We start from the raw sequence: 23,667 nt of genomic DNA, 5'->3' as shown, positions 1-23,667 counted from the left end.
ATGCTTTCGGTTCAGAGGCCGCAGGCGCTGCGGAAGGCCGCGGTGGCCGCGGCGCGGCCGACGCGTTCGCAGGCCTGCAGCCGCGCCCACGACAGCGGGTTGTTGCGCAGCAGGTAGGCCGCGTTCTCCGGGTAGCGCGCAGCGCGCCAGCCGCTGATGGCGACCACCATCACCAGCCGCGCGGTGATCAACGAGAAGAGCAGGTCGAGCTCGGGCGCCGACAACGGCCTCACCGCGTGGTACGCGGCGACGAAGGGCACGATGTGCGAAAGCGGTTCGTCGTCGGTGCCGATCTGGTAGGCCGCGGCCACGGCCAGGTCGTCGATGCAGGGCGCGCGCACCATGTCGCCGAAGTCGAGGATGGCGGCGATGCGGTCAGTGTCCTGCGGGTCGACCAGCACGTTGTAGATGTTGAAGTCGTTGTGGATCGGCTGCGCGGGCAGCGTGCGCAGCACCGGCTGGGCCGTGTGCTCGAAGCGGTCGAGCGCCTCCGTGGCGAGCGCGCGGCGCTCGGCGTCGGCGATGGGCGCGAGCAGGCCGCGCACGCTCTCGGCGCGCTGCAGGTCCCAGGGCAGCGGCAGGTCGCCGGCCGGGTGGTCGAAGCCGGCCAGCGCCACGTCGAGCCGCGCCAGCATGCGCGCCAGGTTCTGCTGCTGCAGCGGCGTGCGCGGCGCCTCGGGCAACGGCAGGCCGGGCAGGTAGGTGAAGACACGGGCCACGCGGGGCAGGCCATCGCCGGGGTCAACCACGATCGACGGCGCGCCGTCCAGCGTCGGCACGATGCGCTGCACCGGCAGCGTGGGGTCGGCCTTGGCGAGGTGCAGCAGGGCCTGTGTCTGGAAGTCCGCGACCAGCGCGGTCTCTGCCGGGTGCGAGATCTTCAGCACGAAGCGCGCGCCGTCGGTTGCGCGCTGCAGCCGGTAGTTGCGGTCGCGCTCGCCGGTCAGCGGCTTCATCTCGCCGCTAAGGCCCCAGCGCTCTTGCGCCAGCGCGCGCACCCAGGCCTCGTCGAGTTCGGGCGAGCCTTCGCTCAGCACCTGCGCGTCGTCGAATGCCGCGACGCCGCTCATGCCGCGCTCGCAAATCCGCGCAGCGCGCTCGCGATGTTCGGGCCGAGGTCGTCCGACAGGTAGCCGCCTTCCTGCACCAGCACGGTCGGCAGGCCCAGGCGCGCAATCTCGGCCAGCAGCACGGCAAAGCCGGGCGTGGTGATCTTCATGCCCTTGTAGGGGTCCTTCTCGTGCGCATCCAGGCCGAGCGCCACCACCACCGCCCCCGGCGCGAAGGCCCGGATGCTGTCGCAGGCGTCGCGCAGCGCGGGCAGGTAGCCGTCGATGTCGGTGCCCAGCGCCAGCGGCTTGTTGATGTTGTAGCCCAGGCCTTCGCCGTCGCCGCGCTCGTGCGCGTAACCGGTGAAGAAGGGCGTGAAGTTGCGCGGGTCGCCGTGCAGCGAAATCGTCAGCACGTCGCTGCGCCGGTAGAAGATGCCCTGCGTGCCGTTGCCGTGGTGCACGTCGATGTCGAGGATCGCCACGCGCGAATGCGCCGCGCGCAGGTGCTGCACCGCGATGGCCACGTTGTTGAGGTAGCAGAAGCCGTTGGCGCGGTCGACGTAGGCGTGGTGGCCCGGCGGGCGGCACAGCGCATAGGCGGCGCGCTCGCCGTCGAGCACCAGTTGCGCGGCATGCGTCGCCATGTTCGCCGAGGCCACGGCCGCGGCCCAGGTGTGCGCGCCGATCGAGCACGCGTTGTCACCCATGTGGAAGCCGGCCTGGCCGACCACGCTCTCGGGGTAGCTGCAAGGCTGGCCCGGGAAGGGGTGGATGTTGGGCATGACCTCGTCCGATGGGTCGTCCAGCAGTTGCCAGCGCGCATGGGCAGTCTCGAGGAAGCGCAGGTATTCGGGTGTGTGGATGGCCGCGCGCGGCGCGGCGCCGAAGTCCTGCCCGGCGATGACCTCGTGGCCCTCGGCCTGCACCGCCTTCAGCAAACGGAAGGCACGCTCGGGCTGTTCGTTGCTGCGCTTGAGCTTGCCGCGCACCATGAAGAGTTGCGGGTCGTGGTCTTTGTGGGTGTCGGTGTAGACGACTTTCATCGCGGATGTCCTCGGGCAAATTCAGACGGGAGCAGACGGCGCGCCGTGCTGCTTCACGAAGAGGGCGCGCACGTTCTGCCATGCGTCCTCCAGGTGCACGCGCATGGCCGCCTTGGCGGCTTCGGCGTCGCGCTTCTGCAGCGCGTCGACGATGGGGTAGTGCAGCGAGGCCACGGTGGTCGGGTCGTGGTAGACCGCATCGATGAGCGCGATGATCATGCGCAGCTCGGTCTGCGTGTTCTGGAAGATGCGGCGCAGGTGCGCGTTGCCCGACAGCTCGCAGATCAGCGTGTGCAGTTCCAGGTCGATCGCGATGCGTTCGTCCTGCGCCTGCGTGGCGGCCTCGCGCACCATGGTGTCGACCAGCGCCTTGACGCGCGCCAGTCCGGCGTCGTCGGCCTTGCGGCAGGCGAGTTCGATGGACGTGAGTTCCAGGCTCAGGCGCACCTCGTACAGGTCGTCGATCTCCTGCACGCTGATGGTTCGCACCGCGAAGCCGTGGCGCGGCCGCGAGACCAGCACGCCCTGCCGCTCCAGCCGGCGCGCCGCTTCGCGCACCGGCGCGCGGCTGATGCCCATGCGGCGCGCGATGTCGGCCTCGACGATGCGGCTGCCGGGCGGCAGGTGGCCTTCGACGATGGCGCGCGTGAGCTCGGCCTCGACCAGCCCGACGAGGTCGGTCGACTCGACGGATTCGAAGAAGGTGGCGTCAGAAGGCGTGGAGATGGCCATGGGTGTCTTGTCTCGTTGGAGCCGGTGGCTCCGTTCTTATTCGATGGCGACCCGCGGCGGCGTCGATCGTGCGCGGGCGATGTACACGCCGGCGCACATGATCAGCGCGATGCCGGCGATGGCCAGGGTGTCGGGCGGCCGGTGGAAGAAGAAGGAGCTGATCAGCACCGCCAGCAGCAGCTGGAAGTAGTTGAGCGGCGCCAGCGTCGATGCCTCCACGCGCGAGAACGCGGCCAGCAGCAGCCACTGCGCCGCACCGCTGCAGACCCCGCCGCCCAGCAGCAACAGGGCGTCGCCGACCGGCACCTGCGTCGGCCAGAAAAAAGGTGCCGGAATGGCCGTGACGACCAGGCAGACGATGGCTGTGTAGGCGTACTGCACGGGGCTCGCCACCTGGCCCGCGAGGCGCCGCGTGAGCAGCTGGAAGATCGCGTAGCAGACCGCCGACACCGCCATCAGCACCGTGCCCAGCAGCGGCAGGTTGCCGCCCGGCCGCACGATGAGCAGCATGCCGCCGAAGCCGACGAGCACCGCGATCCAGCGGCTGCGCCGCACCGTCTCGCCGAGCAGCCAGGGCGACAGCGCCACCATCAGCAGCGGGGCGGTGAAGTAGATCGCGGTGGCTTCGGCCAGCGGCATCCACAGCAGCGCCGTCATGAAGCAGGTGGCCACTGTCGCGAGCATCACGCCGCGCAGCAGCAGCAGCGGCTTCTGCGGCGCGCGCCAGATGCGCAGGTCGCCGTGGTGCAGCAGCATCGCGAAGGCGATGCCGATGACGGCGAAGTAGCGCATCACGTTGACGAAGGGCGCCGAGTAGAACTGCAGCATGTACTTGCAGAAGGCGTCGTAGGACGCGAAGGCCACCAGCGCGCAGAAGAAGATCGCGACGCCGGCGCTTCGGGAGCCCGGTGGGCGCAGCGAGGCGACGGCAGCGCTCATTTCGAGGCGTTCATCGGGTGGACAGGAAGCCCCGCACGAACTGGTCGAGCGCCGGGCCGATGGCGTCGACCATGTAGCCGCCTTCCTGCACCACCACGGTCGGCAGCTGCAGCGCGCCGATGCGCTCGCCGAGCGCGCGGTAGGCGTCGAGGTCGAGCTTCAGCACGCTGATGGGGTCGTCCTTGTAGGTATCGAAGCCCAGCGGCAGCACCAACGCGCCCGGCGCGAAGCCGCGCACCGCCGCCACGCCGCGGTCGACCGCGTCAAGAAACACGTCGTTGCCGGTGCCGTGCGCCAGCGGCAGGTTGAGGTTGAAGCCTTCACCCTCGCCGACGCCGCGCTCGTGCGCGTAGCCGGTGTAGAACGGGTAGTAGCCGCTCGGGTCGGCGTGCGTCGACACGGTGAGCACGTCGCCGCGTGCATAGAAGATGTTCTGCGTGCCGTCGCCATGGTGGGCGTCGACATCGAGCACCGCCACGCGGCCATGCTGCTGGCGCAGCCGCTGCGCCGCGATGGCGCTGTTGTTGATGTAGCAGAAGCCGCCCGCGCGGTCGCGGTGCGCATGGTGGCCCGAGGGCCGGCACAGCGCGTAGGCCACGTCGTCGCCGGCCAGCACGGCATCGGCCGCGGCCACTGCCGTGTGCGCCGAGCGCAGGACCGAGCGCCAGGTGTTCGGCCCGACGGGGCATGACAGGTCGCTGATGTAGTAGCCGGTGCGCGCAATGAGCGAGGGCGACGGGCACGGCGCGCGGTCCACGCCCGGCACGCCGTTGTAGTACGGCGAAAGGTTGGGCAGCACCTCGATGCCCGGCTCCAGGCCGAAGACCTTCAGCTCGCGCCACTGCGCATAGGCGGTCTCGAGGTAGTCCAGGTAGTCGGTGCTGTGCACCGCCTCGAGCGGCGCGCGGCCGACGTCCGGCGGCGATGCCAGCGCGATGCCGCGGCCGGCCAGCGCGTCGCGCAGCGCATGCGCACGGCTGGGCAGGTCGGTGGGCTTGCAGATGCGACCGACGCGCATGTACTGCTGCGGGTCGTGCAGCAGTTGGTCGTCGGTGAAGAAGGCCTTCATGCGAAGGTTTCTTCGAAGAGCACCATCGCGCGGTCGAAGCGTGCGAACAGTTCGTCCATCTCGGCGGCGGTGGTGATGAGCGCCGGGCAGAAGGCGACCGAATCGCCCATGGCGCGCACGATCAGGCCCTGCGCCAGCGCCAGTTCGGCGAGCCGGGCGCCGGCCTTCTTCGCGGGGTCGAAGGCCACGCGTTGGGCCGGGTCGGCGTACAGCTCGATGGCGCCGATCAGGCCCACACCGCGCACCTCGCCGACGTACTGGCGGCCTTCGTAGCCGTGCAGCGCCTTCTGGAACTGCGGCACCAGCGACTTCACGTGCGCAAGGATGTTCTCGTCCTCGTAGACCTTCAGCGTCTCCAGCGCGATGGCGCAGGCGACCGGGTGGCCCGAGTAGGTGAAGCCGTGGCCGAAGGTACCGATCTTCCCGCTGTTGGCGGCGACGGCGGAATGCACCTTTTCGTTGACCATCACCGCCGAGATCGGCACGTAGCCCGACGACAGCGCCTTGGCGCTCGTGAGGATGTCGGGCTTGAGGCCGAAGGTGGTCGAGCCGAACATCTCGCCGGTGCGGCCGTAGCCGCAGATCACCTCGTCGGCGATCAGCAGCACGTCGTACTTGGCGAGCACCGCCTGCACCTTCTCGAAGTAGGTGGCCGGCGGCACCAGCACGCCGCCTGCGCCCATCACCGGCTCGGCGATGAAGGCGCCGACGGTGTCGGGGCCTTCATCCAGGATGCGCTTCTCGAGGTTGGCGGCCAGGCGCGTCGCGAAGGCCTCCTCGGTTTCGCCGGGTTCGGCGAAGCGGAAGTGGTGCGGGCAGTCGACATGCAGGATGCGGTCGATCGGCAGGTCGAAGTCGCGGTGGTTGTTGATCAGCCCGCTGAGGCTGGCAGCCACGACCGTGACGCCGTGGTACGCGTTCTTGCGCGCGATGATCTTCTTCTTGGCCGGCTTGCCGATGGCGTTGTGGTAGTACCAGACCAGCTTCACGGCCGAGTCGTTGGCCTCCGAGCCGCTGTTGGCGAAGAACACCTTCGACATCGGCACCGGGGCCAGCGCGATCAGTTTCTCGGCCAGCGCGATGGCGGCCGGGTTCGAGCGGCCGTTGAAGGTGTGGTAGTACGGCAGGCCGTGCAGCGCGTCGCTGCCGGCCTTGGCCAGGCGTGCATTGCTGAAGCCCAGCGACGCGCACCACAGGCCCGACATCGCCTCGAGGTAGCGGCGACCCTGATCGTCTTCCACGAAGATGCCGTCGCCGCGCGTGATGACCAGCGGGCCGACCTGCGGGTGCGTCGCGAGATTGGTGAAGGGGTGGAGATGGGCGGCGACGTCTTGCGCGGCGTTCTCGGCGTGGGTGGCTGCGTGGGTGGCTGCGTTCATGGGAGTCTCCGGATGCGATCGGCCAGGTAGCGGGCTCAGTAGCCGCGTTCGAGGTCGATCTGGTTGAGCGGGCGTTCGCCCTGGCGAATGGCGGCCAGGTTGGCGAGCGTCTGCTGGGCGATGACGAGGCGGTCGGTGCGCGTCGCGATGTGCGGCGTGACCAGGATACGCGGGTGACCCCAGAAGGGGTGGCTCGGGGGCAAGGGCTCCACCGAAAAGGCGTCGAGCGTGGCAGCCGACAGCTGGCCCGATGCGAGCGCCGGCAGCAGGTCGGCCTCGACCAGATGGTCGCCACGGCCGACATTGATGAGGTGCGCACCGCGCGGCAGCTTGGCGAACAACGCGGCATCGAGAAAGCCCTGCGTCTGCGGCGTCAGCGGCAGCAGGCACACCAGCGTGTCGCAGCCCGACAGGAAATCGTCGAGCTGGTCGGCGCCGTGGAAGCCGGTCACGCCTTCGGGCAGATCGTCCTTGGCGCTGCGGCTCCAGCCGCGCACGGGGTAGCCGATGGTCGCAAGCGCGTCGGCGCAGGCCAGGCCCAGCGTGCCGAGGCCCGCGATGCCCACGCGGTGGCGGCGCGGCGAGACCACGGGTTGCTCTTCCCACTGCGCGGCATCGGCGCTGGCGACATACGCCTTCATGCCTCGGTGGTGCTGCACCACGGCCCAGCTCACGTACGCCTTCATGCCGGCGGCCATCGTGTCGTCGACGATGCGGCACAGCGGCAGGTGCCGCGGCAGGTCGGGGTCGGCCAGGATGTGGTCAACGCCGGCGGCCAGCGACTGCACCAATTGCATGTTCGGCAGCTGCGCGAGCCGGCCGTGCGGCGGGAACCAGCAGACGGCGACGTCGATGTCTTCGAGCGGGCCGAGGTCGGCACCCATGCGCACCTCGATGCCCGGCTGGGCCTCTTCGAAGGCGTCGGCCAGGTACTGCATGGGGATCGCCGAACTCAGCAGCGCGACGACGGGAGGCTTCTTCATCTTCGGGTTCTTCGCGGTCTTGGAGTTCTCGGGGTCAAGCCACCAGGGCGGCAGGTTCGGCCGGCGATGCGAGCCGCGGCACGGCCTCGATCAGCTTGCGGGTGTACTCGTGCTGCGGGTCGCCCAGCACCTTGGCCGTCTCGCCGTATTCGACCACCACGCCGCGCTGCATGACGGCGATGTGGTCGCACATCTGCCCGGCCACGCGCAGGTCGTGCGTGATGAAGACCATGGCCAGCTGGAACTCCTCGCGCACCTGCGCGAAGAGTTCGAGCACCTGCGCCTGCACCGACACGTCGAGCGCAGACACCGGCTCGTCGGCCACCAGCAGCGACGGCTGCATCGCCAGCGCGCGGGCAATGCCGATGCGCTGGCGCTGCCCGCCTGAGAACTCGTGCGGGTAGCGGTCGGCCGCGTCGGCGCCCAGGCCGACCAGCTTCAGCAATGCCATGGTGCGCGCCATCGCCTCGGACTTGCTCACGCCCTGTGCGATCGGGCCGCCCGCGATGGCCGCGCCCACGCGGTGGCGCGGGTTGAGCGATGCGTACGGGTCCTGGAAGACCATCTGGATCTTGCCTTCGGCCGCGGCGCGGAAGTTGCCGCCCGGCGCGAGATTGCGTCCGTTGAACAGGATGCGCCCGCTGTCAAAGGGCGCGAGACCGACCAGGCAGCGGCCCACGCTCGACTTGCCCGAGCCCGATTCGCCCACCACGCCCAGCGTCTCGCCGCGGCGCAGGTCGAAGCTGATGTCCTTCGCCGCCTGCACCGCGCGGCCGCGCTTGAAGAGGCCGTTGCCGGAGCGGTAGGTCTTGCACAGTTCCTGCACCTGCAGCACAAAAGGCGCGTCGCTGGTCGACGGGCCGCGCGTGGCGGTGCCGGTGGGAATGGCATCGATCAGCTTGCGCGTGTAGGGGTGTTGCGGCGCCTGCAGCACGTCGCGCGCCGGGCCGGCCTCGACCACCTTGCCGGTCTGCATCACAACGACGTGGTCGGCGATCTCGGAGACCACGCCGAAGTCGTGCGTGATGAAGAGCACCGCGGTGCCGCGGCGCTGCTGCAGTTCGCGCACCAGCTTGAGGATCTGCGCCTGCGTGGTCACGTCGAGCGCGGTGGTGGGTTCGTCGCAGATCAGCAGCACCGGCTCGAGGATGAGCGCGCAGGCGATCATCACGCGCTGGCGTTGGCCGCCCGACAGGCGGAAGGGGTAGGCGTCGATCAGCAGCTCGGGGTCGGGCAAGCCGACGTCGGCCAGCGCGGCGAGGATGCGCTGGCGCTTCTCGGCGGCCGACACGCTGACGTGCGCGTCGAACACCTCGCCGATCTGCTCGCCGATGCGCATCACCGGGTTCAGCGCCGTCATCGGCTCCTGAAACACCATGCCGATGCGGCGGCCGCGCAGCTCGCGCATCTGCGGCTCGGTGAGCGTGAGCAGGTCGATGCCTTCGAAGAGGATCTTGCCGCCGACCGGCCGCACGTGCGGTTGCGGCAGCAGGCCCATCACCGAATTGGCGATCATCGACTTGCCCGAACCGGACTCGCCGACGACGCACAGCGTCTGCCCCGGCAGCACCGAGAGCGACGCGCCTTCGACGGCCAGCGCGCGATCGGCGCCGGTCGGCAGGCAGATGCTGAGCTCGACGATGTCGAGCACCGGCTGCACCGGCTTGATGGCGGTGACGCTCATTTGGTCCTCCCGTCGAGCCGCTGGTTGAGCCCGTCGTTGAGGCCTTCGCCCACGAGGTTGAGTGCCAGCACCGTCAGCACGATAGCCAGGCCCGGGAACAGCGCCATCCACCAGGCCTGGCGCAGCACGGTGCGCGCCGAGCCGACCATGTAGCCCCAGCTCATCTGGTTCGGGTCGCCCAGGCCGAGGAAGCTCAGGCTCGACTCCAGCAGGATCGCGGTGGCGATCATCAGCGAGGCCATCACGATGATGGGCGACATGGCGTTGGGCAGGATCTGCGTGAGGATGATGCGCGGCGTCGACTGGCCCGCCAGCAGCGCGGCCTGCACGAAGTCGCGCTGGCGCAGCGTGAGGAATTCGCTGCGCACCAGGCGCGCCACCGGCGGCCACGAGACGATCGCGATGGCCGCGACGATGGAACCCACCGAGGGTTGGAAGATCGCGACCAGCACGATGGCCAGCGCGAAGCTCGGCACCGCCTGGAAGATTTCGGTGAAGCGCATCAGACCGGCGTCGATCCAGCCGCCGAAGTAGCCGGCGATGGCACCGAGCGTGACGCCGATGAGCAGTGCGACGACCGTCGACACCAGCCCGATCAAGAGCGAGATGCGCGCACCATAGATCACGCCCGACAGGATGTCGCGCCCGAGCGTGTCGGTGCCCATGGCGAAGCCGGGCTCGGTCCAGGGCCGCAGGAAGGGTTGCTGCACCATGCCCCAGGGGTCGTTGGTGGCGATCCACGGGCCGAACACTGCGATGAAGCCGACCAGCAGCAGCACCACCATGCCGGCCACGGCGCCCTTGTTGCGGCGAAAGCGCCGCCAGAACGGGTTGTTGAATGTCATAGCTCGATCCGGGGGTCGACCAGCGTGTAGATCAGGTCGGTGATCAGGTTGAACAGCACCGCCATGGCAGCCGTCACCAGGAAGGAGCCGAGCAGCAGGCTGTAGTCGCGCTGCAGCAGGGCGTCGAACATGAGCCGGCCGATGCCGGGCCAGGCGAACACGGTCTCGGTGAGCACGGCGCCGCCGATCATCCCGCCGGCCTGGATGCCGGCGAGCGTGACGACCGGCAGCAACGCATTGCGCAGCACGTGCGCGCGCAGGATGCGGCCAGGCTTCACGCCCTTGGCGCGCGCCGTCTTGACGAAGTCCATCTGCGCCACTTCGAGCATGGCGGCGCGCGTCATGCGCGCATACACCGCCATGTAGAAGAGCGCCAGCGTGAGCGCGGGCAGGAAGAGGTGCTTGGCCACGTCCCACGCCAGCGCCAGGCCGGTGAAGCCCGAGCCGACGGTGCTGAAGCCGAAGCCCGGCAGCCATTCGAGCTGCACGGTGAACACCAGCACCGCCATCAGCGCGAGCCAGTAGAGTGGCGTGGCATAGAAGATGAGCGCCACCACGGTGATCGAGCTGTCGACCCAGGTGCCCGCCCGCCGCGCCGAGAGCGCACCGAGCGTGACCCCGAAGAGCAGCGACAGCACGAACGCGCTGCCGGTGAGCAACAGCGTGGCGGGCAGGCGGTCCAGGATGAGCTTGAGCACCGGCTGCTGCTGCCGGTGCGAGAAGCCCAGGTCGAGCTGCACCACCTTGCCGAGGTAGGTGGCCAGCTGCGTGGTGATCGGCTTGTCGAGCCCGAATTGCGCACGCAGCTGCGCGACGTACTGCGGGTCCGACGCGCCCGACTCCCCGGCCATCACCGACACCGGATCGCCCGGCGCGGCACGGACCAGCATGAAGTTGACGGTCGCGATCAGCAGGATCGCCACCAGGCCCTGCAGCACGCGGGCCAGCATGAACTGCGTGCGCTTCATGTCAGGCGATCGATGCGCCGCCGAGGCTGTCGTTCAAACCGATGCCCGAGGTCACGATGTTCGTGAGTTTGGTGCGGTACAGCGTCGGGAAGTTGATCTCGTAGAGCCACGCGACCGGCACTTCGTCCAGCAAGATCTTCTGGGCCTGCAGGTAGATGGCCTTGCGCTTCTCCGGATCGGCTTCCTTGGCGCCGGCGTCGAACAGTTCGTCGATCTTCGCGTTGGAATAGCCCTCGACGTTGTTGAAGGGCGAGCCCTTGGCGATGTTGGCGGTGGTGTAGTTGCGTGCCACGCCCAGCGCCGGGTCCCCGTACTGGTACACGAAGGTGAAGGCGAGGTCGTAGTCCCACTCGTTGAGCTTCTGGTTCCAGCCTGCGACGTCGGTGGCGGTCATCTCGATCTTCACGCCGGCCTGCAGCAGGTTCTGGCGCACGATCTCGGCCGTGCGGGCCCAGGTCTCGCCGTAGGGCAGCGGCAGCATGCGCAGCGTCTCGCCCTTGTAGCCGGCTTCGGCCAGCAGCTTCTTGGCGGTCTCGACGTTGCGCGGGTACTTGGCGACGTCGGTGCTGTAGAACTTGATGTTGCTGTTGAAGGGGCCGGTCGCCGGCTTGGCGAAGCCCTGCCACGCCACCTTGCAGATGGCCTCGCGGTCGATCGCGAACATCAGCGCCTGGCGGAACTTGATGTTGTCCATCGGCGCCTTGCGGTTGTTGATCCACAGCCACGATTGCGGGGCGAAGAACTCCCAGCCCTTGGTGGTGACAGCCGCGCCGGGCAGCTTGGCCAGGCGTTGCACGTCGAAGTATTCGACCGCACCGCCGGGCACCAGGTCGACCTTGCCCGATTCGAAGGCCGCCGCACGCGAGGCCGCATCGGGAATGATGTGGAAGTAGACGCTGTCGACCAGCGGCATGTCCTTGACGTGGTACTTGTCGTTGGCCACCAGCTGGATGTAGCTGCCCTTGACCCATTCCTTCAACTTGAACGGGCCGGTGCCGATGGGCGTGGCGTTGGCCGGGTTCGTGAGGAAGTCGGTGCCTTCGTAGATGTGCTTGGGCACCATCGGCATGCTGCCGACCTCGAAGATGCCCAGGAACGGGCCGAAGGGGTACTTGAGCTTGAACTCGACGGTGTGCGAATCGAGCGCCTTGATGCTCTCGACCGACGCCAGGTTGGCCCGCAGGCGCGCATGGGTCTTGCGCAGGAACACGTCGGCCGAGAACACCACGTCGTCGGCGGTGAAGGGCTTGCCGTCGTGCCACAGCACGCCCTGCTTGAGCTTGAAGGTGAAGACCGTGCCTTCCTTGTTCTGCGTCCATGAGGTCGCCAGGCCCGGCAACGGGGTGATCTTCTCGTCGTAGCGCAGCAGGCCTTCGTAGATGTTGCCGGCGATCATCTGCGTCGGGCCGTTCTGCGTGATGCCCAGCATCAGGCCCGGCGGCTCGGGCTGCACGACGGCGTTGATCACGCCGCCCTTCTTTCCGGCCGCCAGCACGTGCAGCGGCACGCCGGCGATCGAGAAACCGGCAGCGGCAGCGACACCCGCCTGAATGAGGTTGCGTCTTTTCATGGGGAAGGACTCCTGGAGGCTCGAGAAGGGTTGAGGAAAGATCGACGGAAGAAAAACGAGAGGCTCAGTCGCGGAAGGACGTGGCTGGCGACGGCGCGATGCGTTCGAGCATTGCGCGCCATTCGCGGGCGTTCGGGTCGGGGTCGCCGGCTTCGCGCGTGCTGTCGCCGCTCTCGTACTGCAACGCGGTGCGCTCGCAGACTTCGGGCGGCACCGGGTGGATCGGCGCGCCGGTGGACGCGATGGCCACCTGCACGCGGCAGGCGCGTTCGAGGTTCAGCATCAGGATGAAGGCCTCGGAAACGGTGCGCCCCAGCGTCATCAGGCCGTGGTTGCGCAGGATCATGGCGCGCGACGTGGGGCCGAGGTCGGCGATGAGGCGCTCGCGCTCCTCGTGGTCGAGCGCGATGCCTTCGAAGTCGTGATAGACGACGCGGTCGTAGAACTGCAGCGCCCACTGGTTGCACGGCTGCAGGCCACCCGCCAGCGAGGACACGGCAACGCCGGCGATCGTGTGGGTGTGCAGCACGCAGGCGGCGTCGTGCCGGGCCGAATGCACCGCACTGTGGATGGTGAAGCCGGCCGGGTTCACGTCGCAGGGCGAGTCGTCGAGGATCCGGCCTTCGAGGTCGATCTTCACCAGCGACGAGGCCGTGATGTCGCGGAACAGCATGCCGAAGGGGTTGATGAGGAACTGGCCCTCGGTGCCCGGCACGCGCGCGGAGATGTGCGTGTAGATGCTGTCGTCCATGCCGTAGTACGCGACCAGGCGGTAGGCGGCGGCGAGGTCCTCGCGGACTTGGCGCTCGGCGGCGGAGATTTCGGTCTTTCGGGGGCTCACAAATTGCAAGTGCATATCGGTCCTTTCGTCGTTGTCTTCGCCAGCGCCCGGCCCGAGAACGGCTCGGGCACCAATTTGTAACCTGTCGACAGTCAACGTTTGACAGTTGTCATGCAAATTGCGGGCCAACCGTGAGAGGGCTTACCCGCCCGCAAACGGTGCGGTGTTGCACGGGCGGCGGGCGGCCGTCGGCGCACGCGGGCATCGCGCTTGCATAGGGACGCACAAACTCGGGAAAAATGTGAAGTTCTGTAAAGCTGACCTCCAGCGGGCGCTCGCCGTGAACCAGCGAGGCCTGCTCGTTTCACACTCCCGCCCTGACCCCACAACCACCGGTTTTCATGTCGCACCCTGCCCCGCCCGTTCCGCCCTCTTCTCCCTTCCGCGGGCTTCGTTTCGGACTCACGCTGGGCTTGGTGGCGGCCTTGGCGGCGGCCGGTTGTTCCCGCAGCGAGCCGGCCGCCAAGGCGCCGGCCCAGGCACCCGCGAAGGACATCGGCGTCGTCACGCTCAAACCCGAGCGTCTGGCCTTCAGCACCGAGCTGTCGGGCCGGACGGTGGCGCCGGTGATCGCCGAAATCCGGCCGCAGGTGGGCGGCATCATCCAGAAGCGGCTCTTCAACGAAGGCTCGCAGGTCAAGGAAGGCCAGGCGCTCTACCAGCTCGATCCGGCCCCGTTCCAGGCGGTCTATGCCAGTGCCCAGGCCAACGTGCGCAAGGCTGAATCGACCCTCGCGAACGCGCGCACCGTGGCCCGGCGCAACGCCGAGCTGGTGAAGATCGACGCCATCAGCCAGCAGGTGAACGAACAGACGCAGGCCGCATCGCTGCAGGCCGAAGCCGATGTGGCGGTGGCCCGCGCCGCCGAGCAGACGGCCCGCATCAACCTGGGCTACACCCGCATCAATTCGCCGATCACCGGCTGGGTCGAGCTCTCGAGCGTGACGGCGGGTGCGCTGGTCACGGCCAACCAGGCCACCGCGCTCACCACGGTGCAGCAACTCGACCCGGTGTACGTGCATGTCACGCAGTCCAGCGCCGAGCTGCTGCGCCTGAAGCGCGACCTGGCCGAGGGCCGGCTCAAGCGCGGCAACGCCGACGAAGCGCCGATCAAGCTGTTACTCGAAGACGGCACGGCCTACCCGCATCCCGGCAAGCTGACCTTCGCCGGCGTGACCGTCGACGCCGGTACCGGCAGCGTGACGCTGCGCGCGGTGGTGCCCAACCCCGAGCGCATGCTGATGCCCGGCATGTACGTGCGCGCGGTGCTGCAGGAAGGCGTGAACGAGGCCGCCCTGCTCGTCCCCCAGCAGGCCGTGACGCGCACGCCCGACGGCGCGGCATCGGCGCTGGTGGTCGGCGCCGACAACAAGCTGGTGCGGCGCCCGATCGTCGTGGGCCGCGCCGTCGGCAACCGCTGGCAGCTGTTGAGCGGACTGGCCGCGGGCGATCGCGTCCTGGTCGAAGGCTCGCAGCGCGCGCGCGTGGGCGACACCGTGCGCGCCTCGGAGGTCACGCCGCCGGCCGCACCGGATGGCGGTGCGCCGAAGACGCCCCCCGGCAGCGGCGCTTCGGTGGCCACCGGGCCGGTCGCGAGCGCGACGCCCGCGGCGCCCCTGCCGCCGACAACGGCCGTGCGCTGAAGGAGCCGTCATGGCCCAGTTCTTCATCGACCGCCCCATCTTCGCGTGGGTGCTGTCCATCATCGTCATGCTCGCGGGCCTGATGGCGATCCGCACGCTGCCGCTGGAGCAGTACCCGGACATCGCGCCGCCGCGCGTGTCCATCGTCTCGACCTACACCGGCGCCTCGGCCAAGACGGTGGAAGACTCGGTCACGCAGGTGATCGAGCAGCAGCTCACCGGCATCGACAACCTGCTCTACATGCAGGGCACCAGCAACTCGTCCGGCGTCTCGCGCATCCAGCTGACCTTCGCGCCCGGCACCAACGTCGACGTGGCGCAGATGCAGGTGCAGAACAAGCTGCAGCCCGCCATGGCCCGGCTGCCGCAGCAGGTGCAGACCCGCGGCGTGTTCGTCATCAAGGGCGGCAACGACTTCCTGATGATCGTCTCGATGTTCTCGGGCGACGGCAGCGCCAGCGCGGTGGACGTGGGCGACTACATCACCAGCAACCTGGTCGACGTGGTCAGTCGCATCGACGGCGTGGGCGAGGTGCAGACGCTGGGCACCGGCTACGCGATGCGCATCTGGCTCGACCCCGACAAGCTGCGCAAGTATTCGCTGATGCCGTCGGACGTGAACAGCGCGCTGCAGGCGCAGAACGCCCAGGTGTCGGCCGGCCAGCTGGGCGCGCTGCCCGCCGCGTCGCAGCAGCAGCTCAACGCCACCATCACCGCGCGCAGCAAGCTGCGCACCGTCGAGCAGTTCGGCAACGTGGTGCTGCGCGCGACCGCCGACGGCGCGGTGGTGCGGCTGCGTGATGTCTCCCGCATCGAACTCGGCGCCGAGAACCTGACGGTGCGCTCGGTGCTCGGCGGCAAGCCCGGCGCCGGCCTGGGCATCGTGCTGGCCGACGGTGCCAACGCGGTGCAGGTGGCCGAGAACGTGAACGCGAAGATCGCCGAGCTGCAGCCCTTCTTCCCCAACCGGCTCGAGACTTTCGTCAGCTTCGACACCACGCCCTTCGTCAGCGCGTCGATCGACGAGGTGGTCAAGGCGCTGGCCGAGGCGATGCTGCTGGTCGTGCTGGTGATGTATGTCTTCCTGCAGAACTTCCGCGCCACGCTGATTCCCGCGGTGGCGGTGCCGGTGGTGCTGCTGGGCACCTTCGGCGTGCTGTCGGCCTTCGGCTACTCGATCAACACGCTCACCATGTTCGGCATGGTGCTGGCCATCGGCCTGCTGGTGGACGACGCCATCGTGGTGGTCGAGAACGTCGAGCGGGTGATGAGCGAGGAAGGCCTGTCGCCCAAGGAGGCCACCAAGAAGTCGATGGCCGAGATCACGCCGGCACTGGTCGGCATCGCGCTGGTGCTGTCGGCGGTGTTCATCCCGATGGCCTTCTTCGGCGGCTCGACCGGCGTGATCTACCGCCAGTTCTCCATCACCATCGTCTCGGCCATGGTGCTGTCGGTGCTGGTGGCGTTGACGCTCACGCCGGCCCTCTGCGCCACGCTGCTCAAGCCGGTGGCCAAGGGCGCGCATTCGCCGCACGGCGCGCCGCGCAAGGGCCTGTTCGGCTACGTCGACCGCTTCTTCGTCGGCTTCAACAAACGCTTCGATCGCAGTGCCGACCGCTACACGGGCATCGTCGGCGGCATCGTGCGGCGCGGCAAGCGCAGCCTGCTGGTCTACCTCGCCATCTGCGCCGTGATGGCCGTCATGTTCATGCGCCTGCCCACCTCCTTCCTGCCCGACGAGGACCAGGGCTTCGTGCAGGTGCAGGTCACGCTGCCGCCGGGTTCGTCGAACGCGCGGCTGCAGCCGGTGCTCCAACAGGTGCAGGACTACTTCCTCAAGCAGCCCGAGGTCGTGACGATCAATGTGATCACCGGCCAGAACGGCGACCAGAGTTCGGCGCGTGCCTTCGTCAAGCTGAAGGACTGGGCCGACCGTCCGGGCAAGGAGCATTCCGCGGCGGCCGTGGCGCGGCGTGGCGGCAAGGACCTCGCCGCCGTGCGCGACGCGCGCATCTTCGTCGTGCTGCCCCCGGCGGTGCGCGGCCTGGGCGCCAATGCCGGCTTCAACTTCTTCCTCAAGGACCAGAACGCGCTCGGCCATGACGCGCTGCTGAAGGCGCGCGACCAGGCGCTGCAGCTGATGGGCCAGCGGCCCGAACTCGCGAACGTGCGCAGCAACAACCTGGAAGACACGCCGGAGTTCGCCGTCGACATCGACGACGCCAAGGCCGGCGCGCTGAGCCTCACGACCAGCGCCATCGACAGCACGCTGTCGACCGCGATGGGCGGCACCTATGTGAACGACTTCCTGAACAACGGCCGCGTGAAGCGCGTCTACATGCAGGGCGACACCGCATTCCGCATGTTGCCCGCCGACATCGGCCGCTGGAGCGTGCGCAACACGCTCGGCCAGATGGTGCCCTTCACCGCCTTCTCGAGCACGCGCTGGACCTACGGCTCGCCGCAGCTCATCCGCTACAACGGCGCGCCGGCCTATGAATTCGTCGGCGACGCGGCACCGGGCGTGAGCTCCGGCGCGGCGATGCTGGCGGTCGAGGAGGTGATGAAGCAGATGCCCGCGGGCATCGGCTACGAGTTCTCGGGCGCGTCGTACCAGGAGCGCCTGTCGGGCGCGCAGGCGCCGATGCTCTACGCGATCTCGATCCTCTTCGTGTTCCTGTGCCTGGCGGCGCTGTACGAGAGCTGGTCGGTGCCTTTCTCCGTCATCCTGGTGGTGCCGCTGGGCGTGGTGGGGGCGCTGCTCTTCACCTCGACGCGCGGCCTGAGCAACGACGTCTACTTCCAGGTCGGGCTGCTGACCACCGTGGGGTTGTCGTCGAAGAACGCGATCCTGATCGTCGAGTTCGCCAAGCAACTGCAGGAGCAGGGCAAGAGCGTGATCGAGGCGACGCTGGAAGCGGTGCGCCTGCGGCTGCGGCCCATCCTGATGACCTCGCTGGCCTTCGGCTTCGGCGTGCTGCCACTGGCCATCGGCACCGGCGCCGGCGCCGGCGGCCGCCAGTCGATCGGCACCGCGGTGCTGGGCGGCATGGTGGTGGGCACGGCGCTGGGCATCTTCTTCGTCCCGCTGTTCTTTGTTTTGATCCGAGGCTTCATGGAACGTCGCCGCAGCAAGCGGGCACCACCGGCCACGCCCACGCGTGCCATCGAGCAAGGGAGCCACTGATGCACACGCACTTCCGGCTCCGCCCTTCGCTGCTGTGCATGGCCGCAGCGGCCGCCTTGCTGTCGGGCTGCATCAACCTGGCGCCCAGTTATACCCAGCCGAGCGCGCCGGTGCCGTCGTCATGGGCCTCGGCACCGCCCGCCGCCGCCACGGCGCTGCCGCCGGCGCGCGACCTGGGCTGGCGCGAATTCTTCGTCGACCACCGGCTGCGCGGCGTGGTCGAGCTGGCGCTCGCCAACAACCGCGACTTGCGCGTGGCCGCGCTGAACATCGAGCGGGCGCGGGCGCAGTACGGCGTGGTGCGCGCCGCGGCCTTTCCGTCGGTCGGCCTGGGCGCCGGCGGCAGCCGCGCGCGCACGCCGGGCAGCGTGTCGGCCAGCGGGCAGGCCCGCATCGCGACGCAGTACAACGTGAACCTCGGCCTGACGAGCTACGAGCTCGACCTGTTCGGCCGTGTGAGCAACCTGGGGGACGCCGCCCTCGAAAGCTTCTTCGCCACCGAGGACGCACGCCGCGGCACCCAGCTGAGCCTGGTGGCCGAGGTCGCCACCGCCTGGCTGGTGCTGGCCACCGACCAGCAGCGCCTGCTGCTGGCGCGCGACACCCTCGCGACGCGGCAGAAGTCGTACGACCTGATCAAGCGCAGCTACGACCTGGGCGCGCAGTCGGGCCTGGCGCTGGCGCAGGCGCAGACCACCGTCGACACGGCGCGTGCCGACGCCGCCGCTTTCGACAGCCAGGCGGAACAGAGCCGCAACGCGCTCCACTTGCTGGCGGGCACCGCGGTACCCGCTGCGCTGCTGCCGCCGCCGATGGGCGAGTTGGCGACCACGCCCACCGCCCGGTTGCTCGCACCGCCCGCCGAACTGCCCTCGTCGGTGCTGCAGCAGCGGCCCGACGTGCTGGCCGCCGAGCACGCGCTGCGCGCCAGCAACGCGAACATCGGCGCGGCGCGCGCGGCCTTCTACCCGCGCATCACGCTCACCGGCTCGGCCGGCACCGCGAGCAGCAGCCTGTCGGGGCTGTTCGCCGACGGCAGCGCGGCCTGGAATTTCGCGCCGTCGATCAGCCTGCCGATCTTCGACGGCGGCATCAACCGCGCCAACCTGGGCGTGGCCGAGACGCAGCAGCAGATCCAGCTGTCGACGTACGAGAAGACGCTGCAGACCGCCTTCCGCGAGGTGGCGGATGCCCTGGCCGCACGGCGTACGCTGGACGAGCGGCTGGCTGCGCAGCAATCGCTCGTGGCCGCCACCACCCGCGCCTTCGAGCTGTCGAACGCGCTGTTCCGCAGCGGCGGCGCAGCCTACCTCGACGTGCTCGACGCGCAGCGCGCGCTCTACACGGCGCAGCAGTCGCTCATCAGCCTGCAGCTCATCGAGCAGACCAACCGCCTCACGCTCTACAAGGTGCTGGGCGGCGGCTGGCGCGAGACAACGGACCAGGCGACCGACGGCAGCGCGCCGAAGGCCGCGGGCGGCTAGCTCGCGCGCGAAGCCGTCTTGAACGGCTTGCTCAGGAAGCGCGAGCCCTTCTGCCCGAAGCGCCACGGCACGTCGGCGGCCTTCGTGATCCCGATGCGCGGGCCGACCTCGACCTGCACCGCGGGCTGGTCGCCGGACGGCGGGAGCAGCACGAAGGGCGGCGCGTCGAGCGCCTTGCCGTTGAAGCCGGCGTCGATGCCCAGCGCCTGCGCCACCCGACCCGGACCGGCGCACAGCAGACGCAGGTCGTCGAGCCCGCGCCGTGCCTGCATGCGCGCGATGCCCAGCGTGGGTTCGATCGCGCGGATGAGCACGCCGGCGCCGTGGCCCGCTTCGCGGCACACGAAGTTCAGGCACCAGTGGAGGCCGTAGGAGCGGTAGACGTAGGCGCGGCCCGACGGCCCGAACATTGCCGCGTTGCGCAGCGTGGGCCCGCCAAAGGTGTGCGAGGCCGGGTCGTCGCGGTCGTAGGCCTCGGTTTCGACGATGCGGCCGCCGACGCCATCGACCAGCAGCGTCACGCCGATGAGCGCACGCGCCACCACCTCGGACGGGGCATCGAAATCGAGGGTGAGGGAGCGATGCGAAGCGCGCGGCATGGGAGCCGCAGTTTCCCAGAGAAAATAACGGGCTCGAACTCTCCAGACCCCATGAACGACACCACCCAACGCCCCGACCTGCCCGACCACCTCTCGATCGACCCGCGCAGCCCGCACCATGTCGCGGCCGTCTTCGAGCACGACATCGGCATCCGCTTCAACGGCAAGGAGCGCGCGGATGTCGAGGAATACTGCGTCAGCGAAGGCTGGATCAAGGTGCCGGCCGGCAAGACGCTCGACCGCAAGGGCAAGCCGCTGATGCTCAAGCTCAAGGGAAAGGTCGAGGCCTTCTACCGCTGAGAACGCCCGGCGGAGTCACCGCCACTGCAACAGCAGCGACCAGGGCTGCCGGCTCAGGTGCCGGTCGATGCAGCCGGCCGCGGCCGCGGCGCAGCCTTCGGCCAGGTAGCTCGCGTCGAGCACCGAGGTGCCCGGCGCGAAGTCGAGCCGGCGCCGCGTGACGGACTGCAGCACGTTGCCGCCCACGGCGTCGAAGCCGCTCGCATCGACCGCCACGACCGCATCGCAATGCATCGGCAAGGCCACGCCGCCGGTGGGCCGCTCGGCGAGCACGTCGCCGATGCGCGCGAAGGTGTCGAGGCCGGCCCGAGCGCCGCGCGCCTGGCAGACCAGGTCACCCAGGCGTGGCGGCGTCTGCGTGATGTCGCAGGCACGCATCGAGTAGCGCGTCGGTTGGCCAAGCGCTTCGGCCGCGCCGGCCTGCCACGCGGCGCCCGCATAGTCGGCATGCGCCTCGGAAAACACGAACTCGCCGTCGGCCAGCGCGGTCTGCCGGGCCAGCCAGCTGACGAAGGCGGCCGACCAGGGCGTGTCGATCACCGCGACACGGTTGACCGCCGTCTGCAGCGCACGCACCTCCGCCACCTCCAGCCCCTGATCGGGCCCGACGCCCAGCCCCTGCAGCCGCGACGCGGATGCCTGGCCGATGGCCTGCTCCAGCAGGCGCCGGTCGGCGGGCCGCGATGCACCGAAGCGCACCTGCGACGGCAGCAGGCCGTCCTGCGGGTCCACCGCCTCCCAGTAGCCGAGCACGCGCTGCCAGGGCGGGCGGTCACCGAGGCCGCTGCGCGTGTCTTCGGCCTCCGAACTGCCGGCGATGACCAGCCGACCTTCGGCATCGATCGTCTGGCCACCGAAGGCCTGGTGCTCCTGCAGCGCAGCGGCCGCGAAGGCGAGCGCACGGAGCGGGGCGGGCGAACGCGTGGCGGTCTGCAAGCAGGCCGATGCGGTGTCGGTGGAGGCGGCGGCCACCCCGCTCGTCAGGACGAGCGCAGCCGCGAGTACGCGGAGAGAAGAAGCAGAAGCACCGAAGGACATGCGCTGCCAGCATAGCCGGCCGATCCCGATGGATCCGGGAACGTCAGAGGTCGAACTCGGCGCGGATCGGTGCGCTGTGTTCGCCGACGCGCGGCGCGCCGCGCACGCTGCGTGCGCGAGCGCCGTCGATCCGCACCGGCCCGCGCGTGGTGTGCACCGGCGTGCCATCGCCGCGCTGCACGGTCTGCAGCATGTCGAGCAGGCCAAAGGCCCGGCTCTGCAGCAGGCCCGGCCAGTCGAGGACTTCGGCACACCACACGTCGGCCGGCTGCAACCGGGCGAGCCAGTGCGCGGTGGGGTGCTGCGACAGCGTGGCCGCGATCAGCCGCTTGATCTCGTCGCGTTTTGTGAAAGCGTCCTGCGCGTCGTAGCCGGCGAGTGCGGGCAGCGGCAGCGCCTGCGCCAGTTGCGCGAGCGGCATCATCGCGAGCGCCAGGTAGCCGTCGCCCGTGGCGTAGATGCCGTAGGGTGCAGCGAGGTAGGCATTGGCATTGCGAAAGCCCGCGCGCGTGGGCAGCCGCTTGCCGTCGTTGAGGTGCGTGGTGAGCAGTTCGAACTGCAGGTCGACCAGTGCCTCGAGCAGGCTGGTCTGCACGTGCGCGCCTTCGCCGGTGATGCCGCGCCGCACCAGCGCCGCGAGAATGCCTTCGGTGAGCGCGTGGCCGGCCAGCATGTCGGCGATCGACAGGCCCAGCGGCACCGGGCCGTCACCCTCGTGGCCGTTGAGCCAGGTCACGCCCGAGAGCGACTGCGCGAGCAGGTCCTGCCCCGGCATGTCGACCCACGGGCCGCTCTCGCCGTACCCGGAGATGCCGGCGTAGACCAGGCGCGGGTTGATCGCCTTCGCGTCCTCGTAGCCGAGGCCCAGGCGGTCGATCACGCCGGGGCGGAAGTTCTGGATCAGCACGTCGGCACGCACGACGAGCCGCTTGAGCGACGCCAGGTCCTCGGCATTCTTCAGGTCGATCGCCAGGCTTTCCTTGTTGCGGTTGATCGCGTGGAACAGCGTGGAGTCGCCCCCCACGTCGGTGTCGGTCAGGTACAGCGTGCGGCAGATGTCGCCGCTGCCGGGGCGTTCGACCTTGATCACGCGGGCGCCGAGGTCGCCGAGCCGCAGCGCCGCCGACGGGCCGGACAGGAACTGCGCGAGGTCGAGGACCAGCAGGCCGTCAAGCGGCGCCGTCATGCCGCGAGGCTTTCCTTGAACAGCAGGTTCAGCGCCTGCACGATCTCGCGCGAGCGCTGGCCGACCTGCAGGCCGGCGTTGAGGCGCAGCGACGCCGCATGCTGGAAGGCCATGTAGCCGTCGTGCCGCGGCCGCACCCAGGCGCCTTCGAGCGTGGCACGGGTCGCGCGGTAGAAGTCGCACGCCGCCGCATTGACGGTGCCGTCTTCCCACGCCGCCGCATGGCCAGGCTGGCCGCCGGCCGCCGCGAAGGGGCCGCGCTGCGCCTCCGCATCGGCCAGCCACACGGCGAAGTCGAAGGCTTCTCGGGCATGTGCGCTGCGCGCCGACACGGCGATGCCGGTGCCGCCCAGCGCCGAACCCACCGGGCCGTGGTTGCCCTGGCGCGGCATGTCCGCGAAGCCCAGGCGCACCGGCCGGAAGCCGGGCCACGCGTAGTTGACGTAGCCGTAGATCAGCGGCACGCAGTCGATGCGCGACTCGGGCCGCGCCATCGCCTCGAACGTGGCGATGGGGTCGCGCTCCAGGCACTCCGGGTCGATCAGCTTGATGAGTGCGCGCAGCTGCTCGCAGGCCTCGGCACCGACGTCGAGATCGAACAGCTCCGGCCCGTCGACACGCCCCGGGGCGCCGTTCTGCGCGCACAGGGTGTAGAGGCACATCAGCGAGTGCGGTGCGCGCAGCGGCAGCGCGACACGTCCGGCATGTGCCAGCTCGCGCACCTCTTTCCAGTCACCCGGCGCGGCGGCAAGGCGGTCGGGCCGCCAGGCCTGCACCTGCGTGGCGGCGTCGATGGGCAGCGCCCACTGCTGGCCCTCCCAGTGGTAGCTCGGGTACGAGCGGCCGACCGTGCCCTTGGCGATAGCACCGAGCCGCGACGCGTCGAAAGGCAGCAGGCAGCCTTCGCGCGTGACCTGCCCGACGTGCGGGTGGTCGATGACGATCAGGTCGTACTGGCGGGCGAGTTCGTCGACGGGGAAGGACTCGAAGTCCTGCAGCGAGCGGCGTTCCCAGCGGATCTCGACGCCAGCGTGCGTCTTCCACACGGCCGAGCAGGCGGCCAGGGGTTCGTAGCCGCGCGGGTGGTCCCACGTCATGCCCTTGAGGGTGATGCTTGCCATGGGG

General features: G+C 69.5%; 20 protein-coding genes. 4 read left to right on the top strand and 16 right to left on the bottom strand.

Going from position 1 to position 23,667, the window contains the following annotated elements:
• Nucleotides 1–11 precede the first annotated feature (11 nt).
• From ACSFBE_RS20480 to ACSFBE_RS20425, 12 genes are all read right to left on the bottom strand, one after another.
• Nucleotides 12–1,070 carry a phosphotransferase gene (locus ACSFBE_RS20480; RefSeq protein ID WP_435492258.1) on the bottom strand — a complete coding sequence of 353 codons (1,059 nt, stop codon included), beginning with the start codon at nt 1,068–1,070 and terminating at the stop codon, nt 12–14.
• On the bottom strand, nt 1,067–2,095 hold the full coding sequence (locus ACSFBE_RS20475) for a histone deacetylase family protein (protein WP_435492257.1): 1,029 nt from the start codon (nt 2,093–2,095) through the stop codon (nt 1,067–1,069). The genes ACSFBE_RS20480 and ACSFBE_RS20475 overlap by 4 nt, the downstream gene beginning before the upstream one ends.
• 21 nt (nt 2,096–2,116) lie before the next feature.
• Nucleotides 2,117–2,827, bottom strand: a complete 711-nt coding sequence (locus ACSFBE_RS20470; protein ID WP_435492256.1) for a GntR family transcriptional regulator — start codon at nt 2,825–2,827, stop codon at nt 2,117–2,119.
• A gap of 36 nt (nt 2,828–2,863) precedes the next feature.
• The gene (locus ACSFBE_RS20465) at nt 2,864–3,766 is read right to left on the bottom strand and encodes a DMT family transporter (RefSeq protein ID WP_435492255.1); all 903 of its coding nucleotides are present in this window, start codon (nt 3,764–3,766) and stop codon (nt 2,864–2,866) included.
• Nucleotides 3,767–3,776: 10 nt separating this feature from the next.
• Nucleotides 3,777–4,835, bottom strand: a complete 1,059-nt coding sequence (locus tag ACSFBE_RS20460; RefSeq protein WP_435492254.1) for a histone deacetylase family protein — start codon at nt 4,833–4,835, stop codon at nt 3,777–3,779.
• Nucleotides 4,832–6,214, bottom strand: coding sequence for an aminotransferase (locus tag ACSFBE_RS20455; protein WP_435492253.1), 1,383 nt, complete (start codon nt 6,212–6,214; stop codon nt 4,832–4,834). The genes ACSFBE_RS20460 and ACSFBE_RS20455 overlap by 4 nt, the downstream gene beginning before the upstream one ends.
• Nucleotides 6,215–6,249: 35 nt before the next feature.
• Complete coding sequence (locus ACSFBE_RS20450; RefSeq protein ID WP_435492252.1) at nt 6,250–7,197, bottom strand: 2-hydroxyacid dehydrogenase; 948 nt, start codon at nt 7,195–7,197, stop codon at nt 6,250–6,252.
• Nucleotides 7,198–7,231: 34 nt separating this feature from the next.
• Entirely contained in the window at nt 7,232–8,881 is a 1,650-nt protein-coding gene (locus ACSFBE_RS20445) for an ABC transporter ATP-binding protein (protein ID WP_435492251.1), read from the bottom strand.
• Nucleotides 8,878–9,726, bottom strand: coding sequence for an ABC transporter permease (locus ACSFBE_RS20440; protein ID WP_435492250.1), 849 nt, complete (start codon nt 9,724–9,726; stop codon nt 8,878–8,880). Before ACSFBE_RS20440 ends, ACSFBE_RS20445 begins: the two co-directional genes overlap by 4 nt.
• Nucleotides 9,723–10,694: an ABC transporter permease gene (locus ACSFBE_RS20435; RefSeq protein ID WP_435492249.1), complete on the bottom strand. Its 972-nt coding sequence runs from the start codon at nt 10,692–10,694 to the stop codon at nt 9,723–9,725. The genes ACSFBE_RS20440 and ACSFBE_RS20435 overlap by 4 nt, the downstream gene beginning before the upstream one ends.
• Before the next feature lies 1 nt (nt 10,695).
• Nucleotides 10,696–12,264 (bottom strand): ABC transporter substrate-binding protein, encoded by a 1,569-nt coding sequence (locus tag ACSFBE_RS20430; protein WP_435492248.1) that lies wholly within the window; start codon nt 12,262–12,264, stop codon nt 10,696–10,698.
• Between the two features lie 64 nt (nt 12,265–12,328).
• Entirely contained in the window at nt 12,329–13,120 is a 792-nt protein-coding gene (locus tag ACSFBE_RS20425) for a class II aldolase/adducin family protein (RefSeq protein ID WP_435492247.1), read from the bottom strand.
• A gap of 326 nt (nt 13,121–13,446) precedes the next feature.
• On the opposite strand from ACSFBE_RS20425, the gene ACSFBE_RS20420 reads away from it, so the two are divergent.
• Genes ACSFBE_RS20420 through ACSFBE_RS20410 form a run of 3 tightly spaced genes read left to right on the top strand, consistent with a single transcriptional unit; the run spans nt 13,447 to nt 19,419 of the window.
• Entirely contained in the window at nt 13,447–14,748 is a 1,302-nt protein-coding gene (locus tag ACSFBE_RS20420) for an efflux RND transporter periplasmic adaptor subunit (RefSeq protein ID WP_435492246.1), read from the top strand.
• A gap of 10 nt (nt 14,749–14,758) precedes the next feature.
• Entirely contained in the window at nt 14,759–17,935 is a 3,177-nt protein-coding gene (locus ACSFBE_RS20415; RefSeq protein ID WP_435492245.1) for an efflux RND transporter permease subunit, read from the top strand.
• Nucleotides 17,935–19,419, top strand: a complete 1,485-nt coding sequence (locus ACSFBE_RS20410; protein ID WP_435492244.1) for an efflux transporter outer membrane subunit — start codon at nt 17,935–17,937, stop codon at nt 19,417–19,419. The genes ACSFBE_RS20415 and ACSFBE_RS20410 overlap by 1 nt, the downstream gene beginning before the upstream one ends.
• Here ACSFBE_RS20410 and ACSFBE_RS20405 read toward each other — a convergent pair.
• Complete coding sequence (locus ACSFBE_RS20405) at nt 19,416–20,018, bottom strand: DNA-3-methyladenine glycosylase (protein WP_435492243.1); 603 nt, start codon at nt 20,016–20,018, stop codon at nt 19,416–19,418. The two genes, ACSFBE_RS20410 and ACSFBE_RS20405, sit on opposite strands and share 4 nt — an antisense overlap.
• A 51-nt stretch (nt 20,019–20,069) precedes the next feature.
• On the opposite strand from ACSFBE_RS20405, the gene ACSFBE_RS20400 reads away from it, so the two are divergent.
• Nucleotides 20,070–20,318, top strand: coding sequence for a DUF3297 family protein (locus ACSFBE_RS20400; protein WP_435492242.1), 249 nt, complete (start codon nt 20,070–20,072; stop codon nt 20,316–20,318).
• A 15-nt stretch (nt 20,319–20,333) separates the two neighbouring features.
• Here the strand turns inward: ACSFBE_RS20400 and ACSFBE_RS20395 are convergent, their stop codons facing one another.
• The 3 genes from ACSFBE_RS20395 to ACSFBE_RS20385 all read right to left on the bottom strand — a co-directional run bounded on the left by ACSFBE_RS20395 (nt 20,334) and on the right by ACSFBE_RS20385 (nt 23,663).
• Nucleotides 20,334–21,290 (bottom strand): DUF2272 domain-containing protein, encoded by a 957-nt coding sequence (locus tag ACSFBE_RS20395; protein ID WP_435492241.1) that lies wholly within the window; start codon nt 21,288–21,290, stop codon nt 20,334–20,336.
• A 109-nt stretch (nt 21,291–21,399) separates the two neighbouring features.
• Nucleotides 21,400–22,542 carry a CaiB/BaiF CoA transferase family protein gene (locus tag ACSFBE_RS20390; protein WP_435492240.1) on the bottom strand — a complete coding sequence of 381 codons (1,143 nt, stop codon included), beginning with the start codon at nt 22,540–22,542 and terminating at the stop codon, nt 21,400–21,402.
• Complete coding sequence (locus tag ACSFBE_RS20385) at nt 22,539–23,663, bottom strand: extracellular solute-binding protein (protein WP_435492239.1); 1,125 nt, start codon at nt 23,661–23,663, stop codon at nt 22,539–22,541. The genes ACSFBE_RS20390 and ACSFBE_RS20385 overlap by 4 nt, the downstream gene beginning before the upstream one ends.
• Nucleotides 23,664–23,667: the final 4 nt, after the last annotated feature.

The sequence above is a fragment of the Variovorax sucrosi genome, assembly GCF_051216635.1.
Classification (GTDB): domain Bacteria; phylum Pseudomonadota; class Gammaproteobacteria; order Burkholderiales; family Burkholderiaceae_C; genus Variovorax.
Note: the sequence above shows the minus strand (reverse complement) of the source record. Positions and strands in the feature narration are given on the sequence as shown.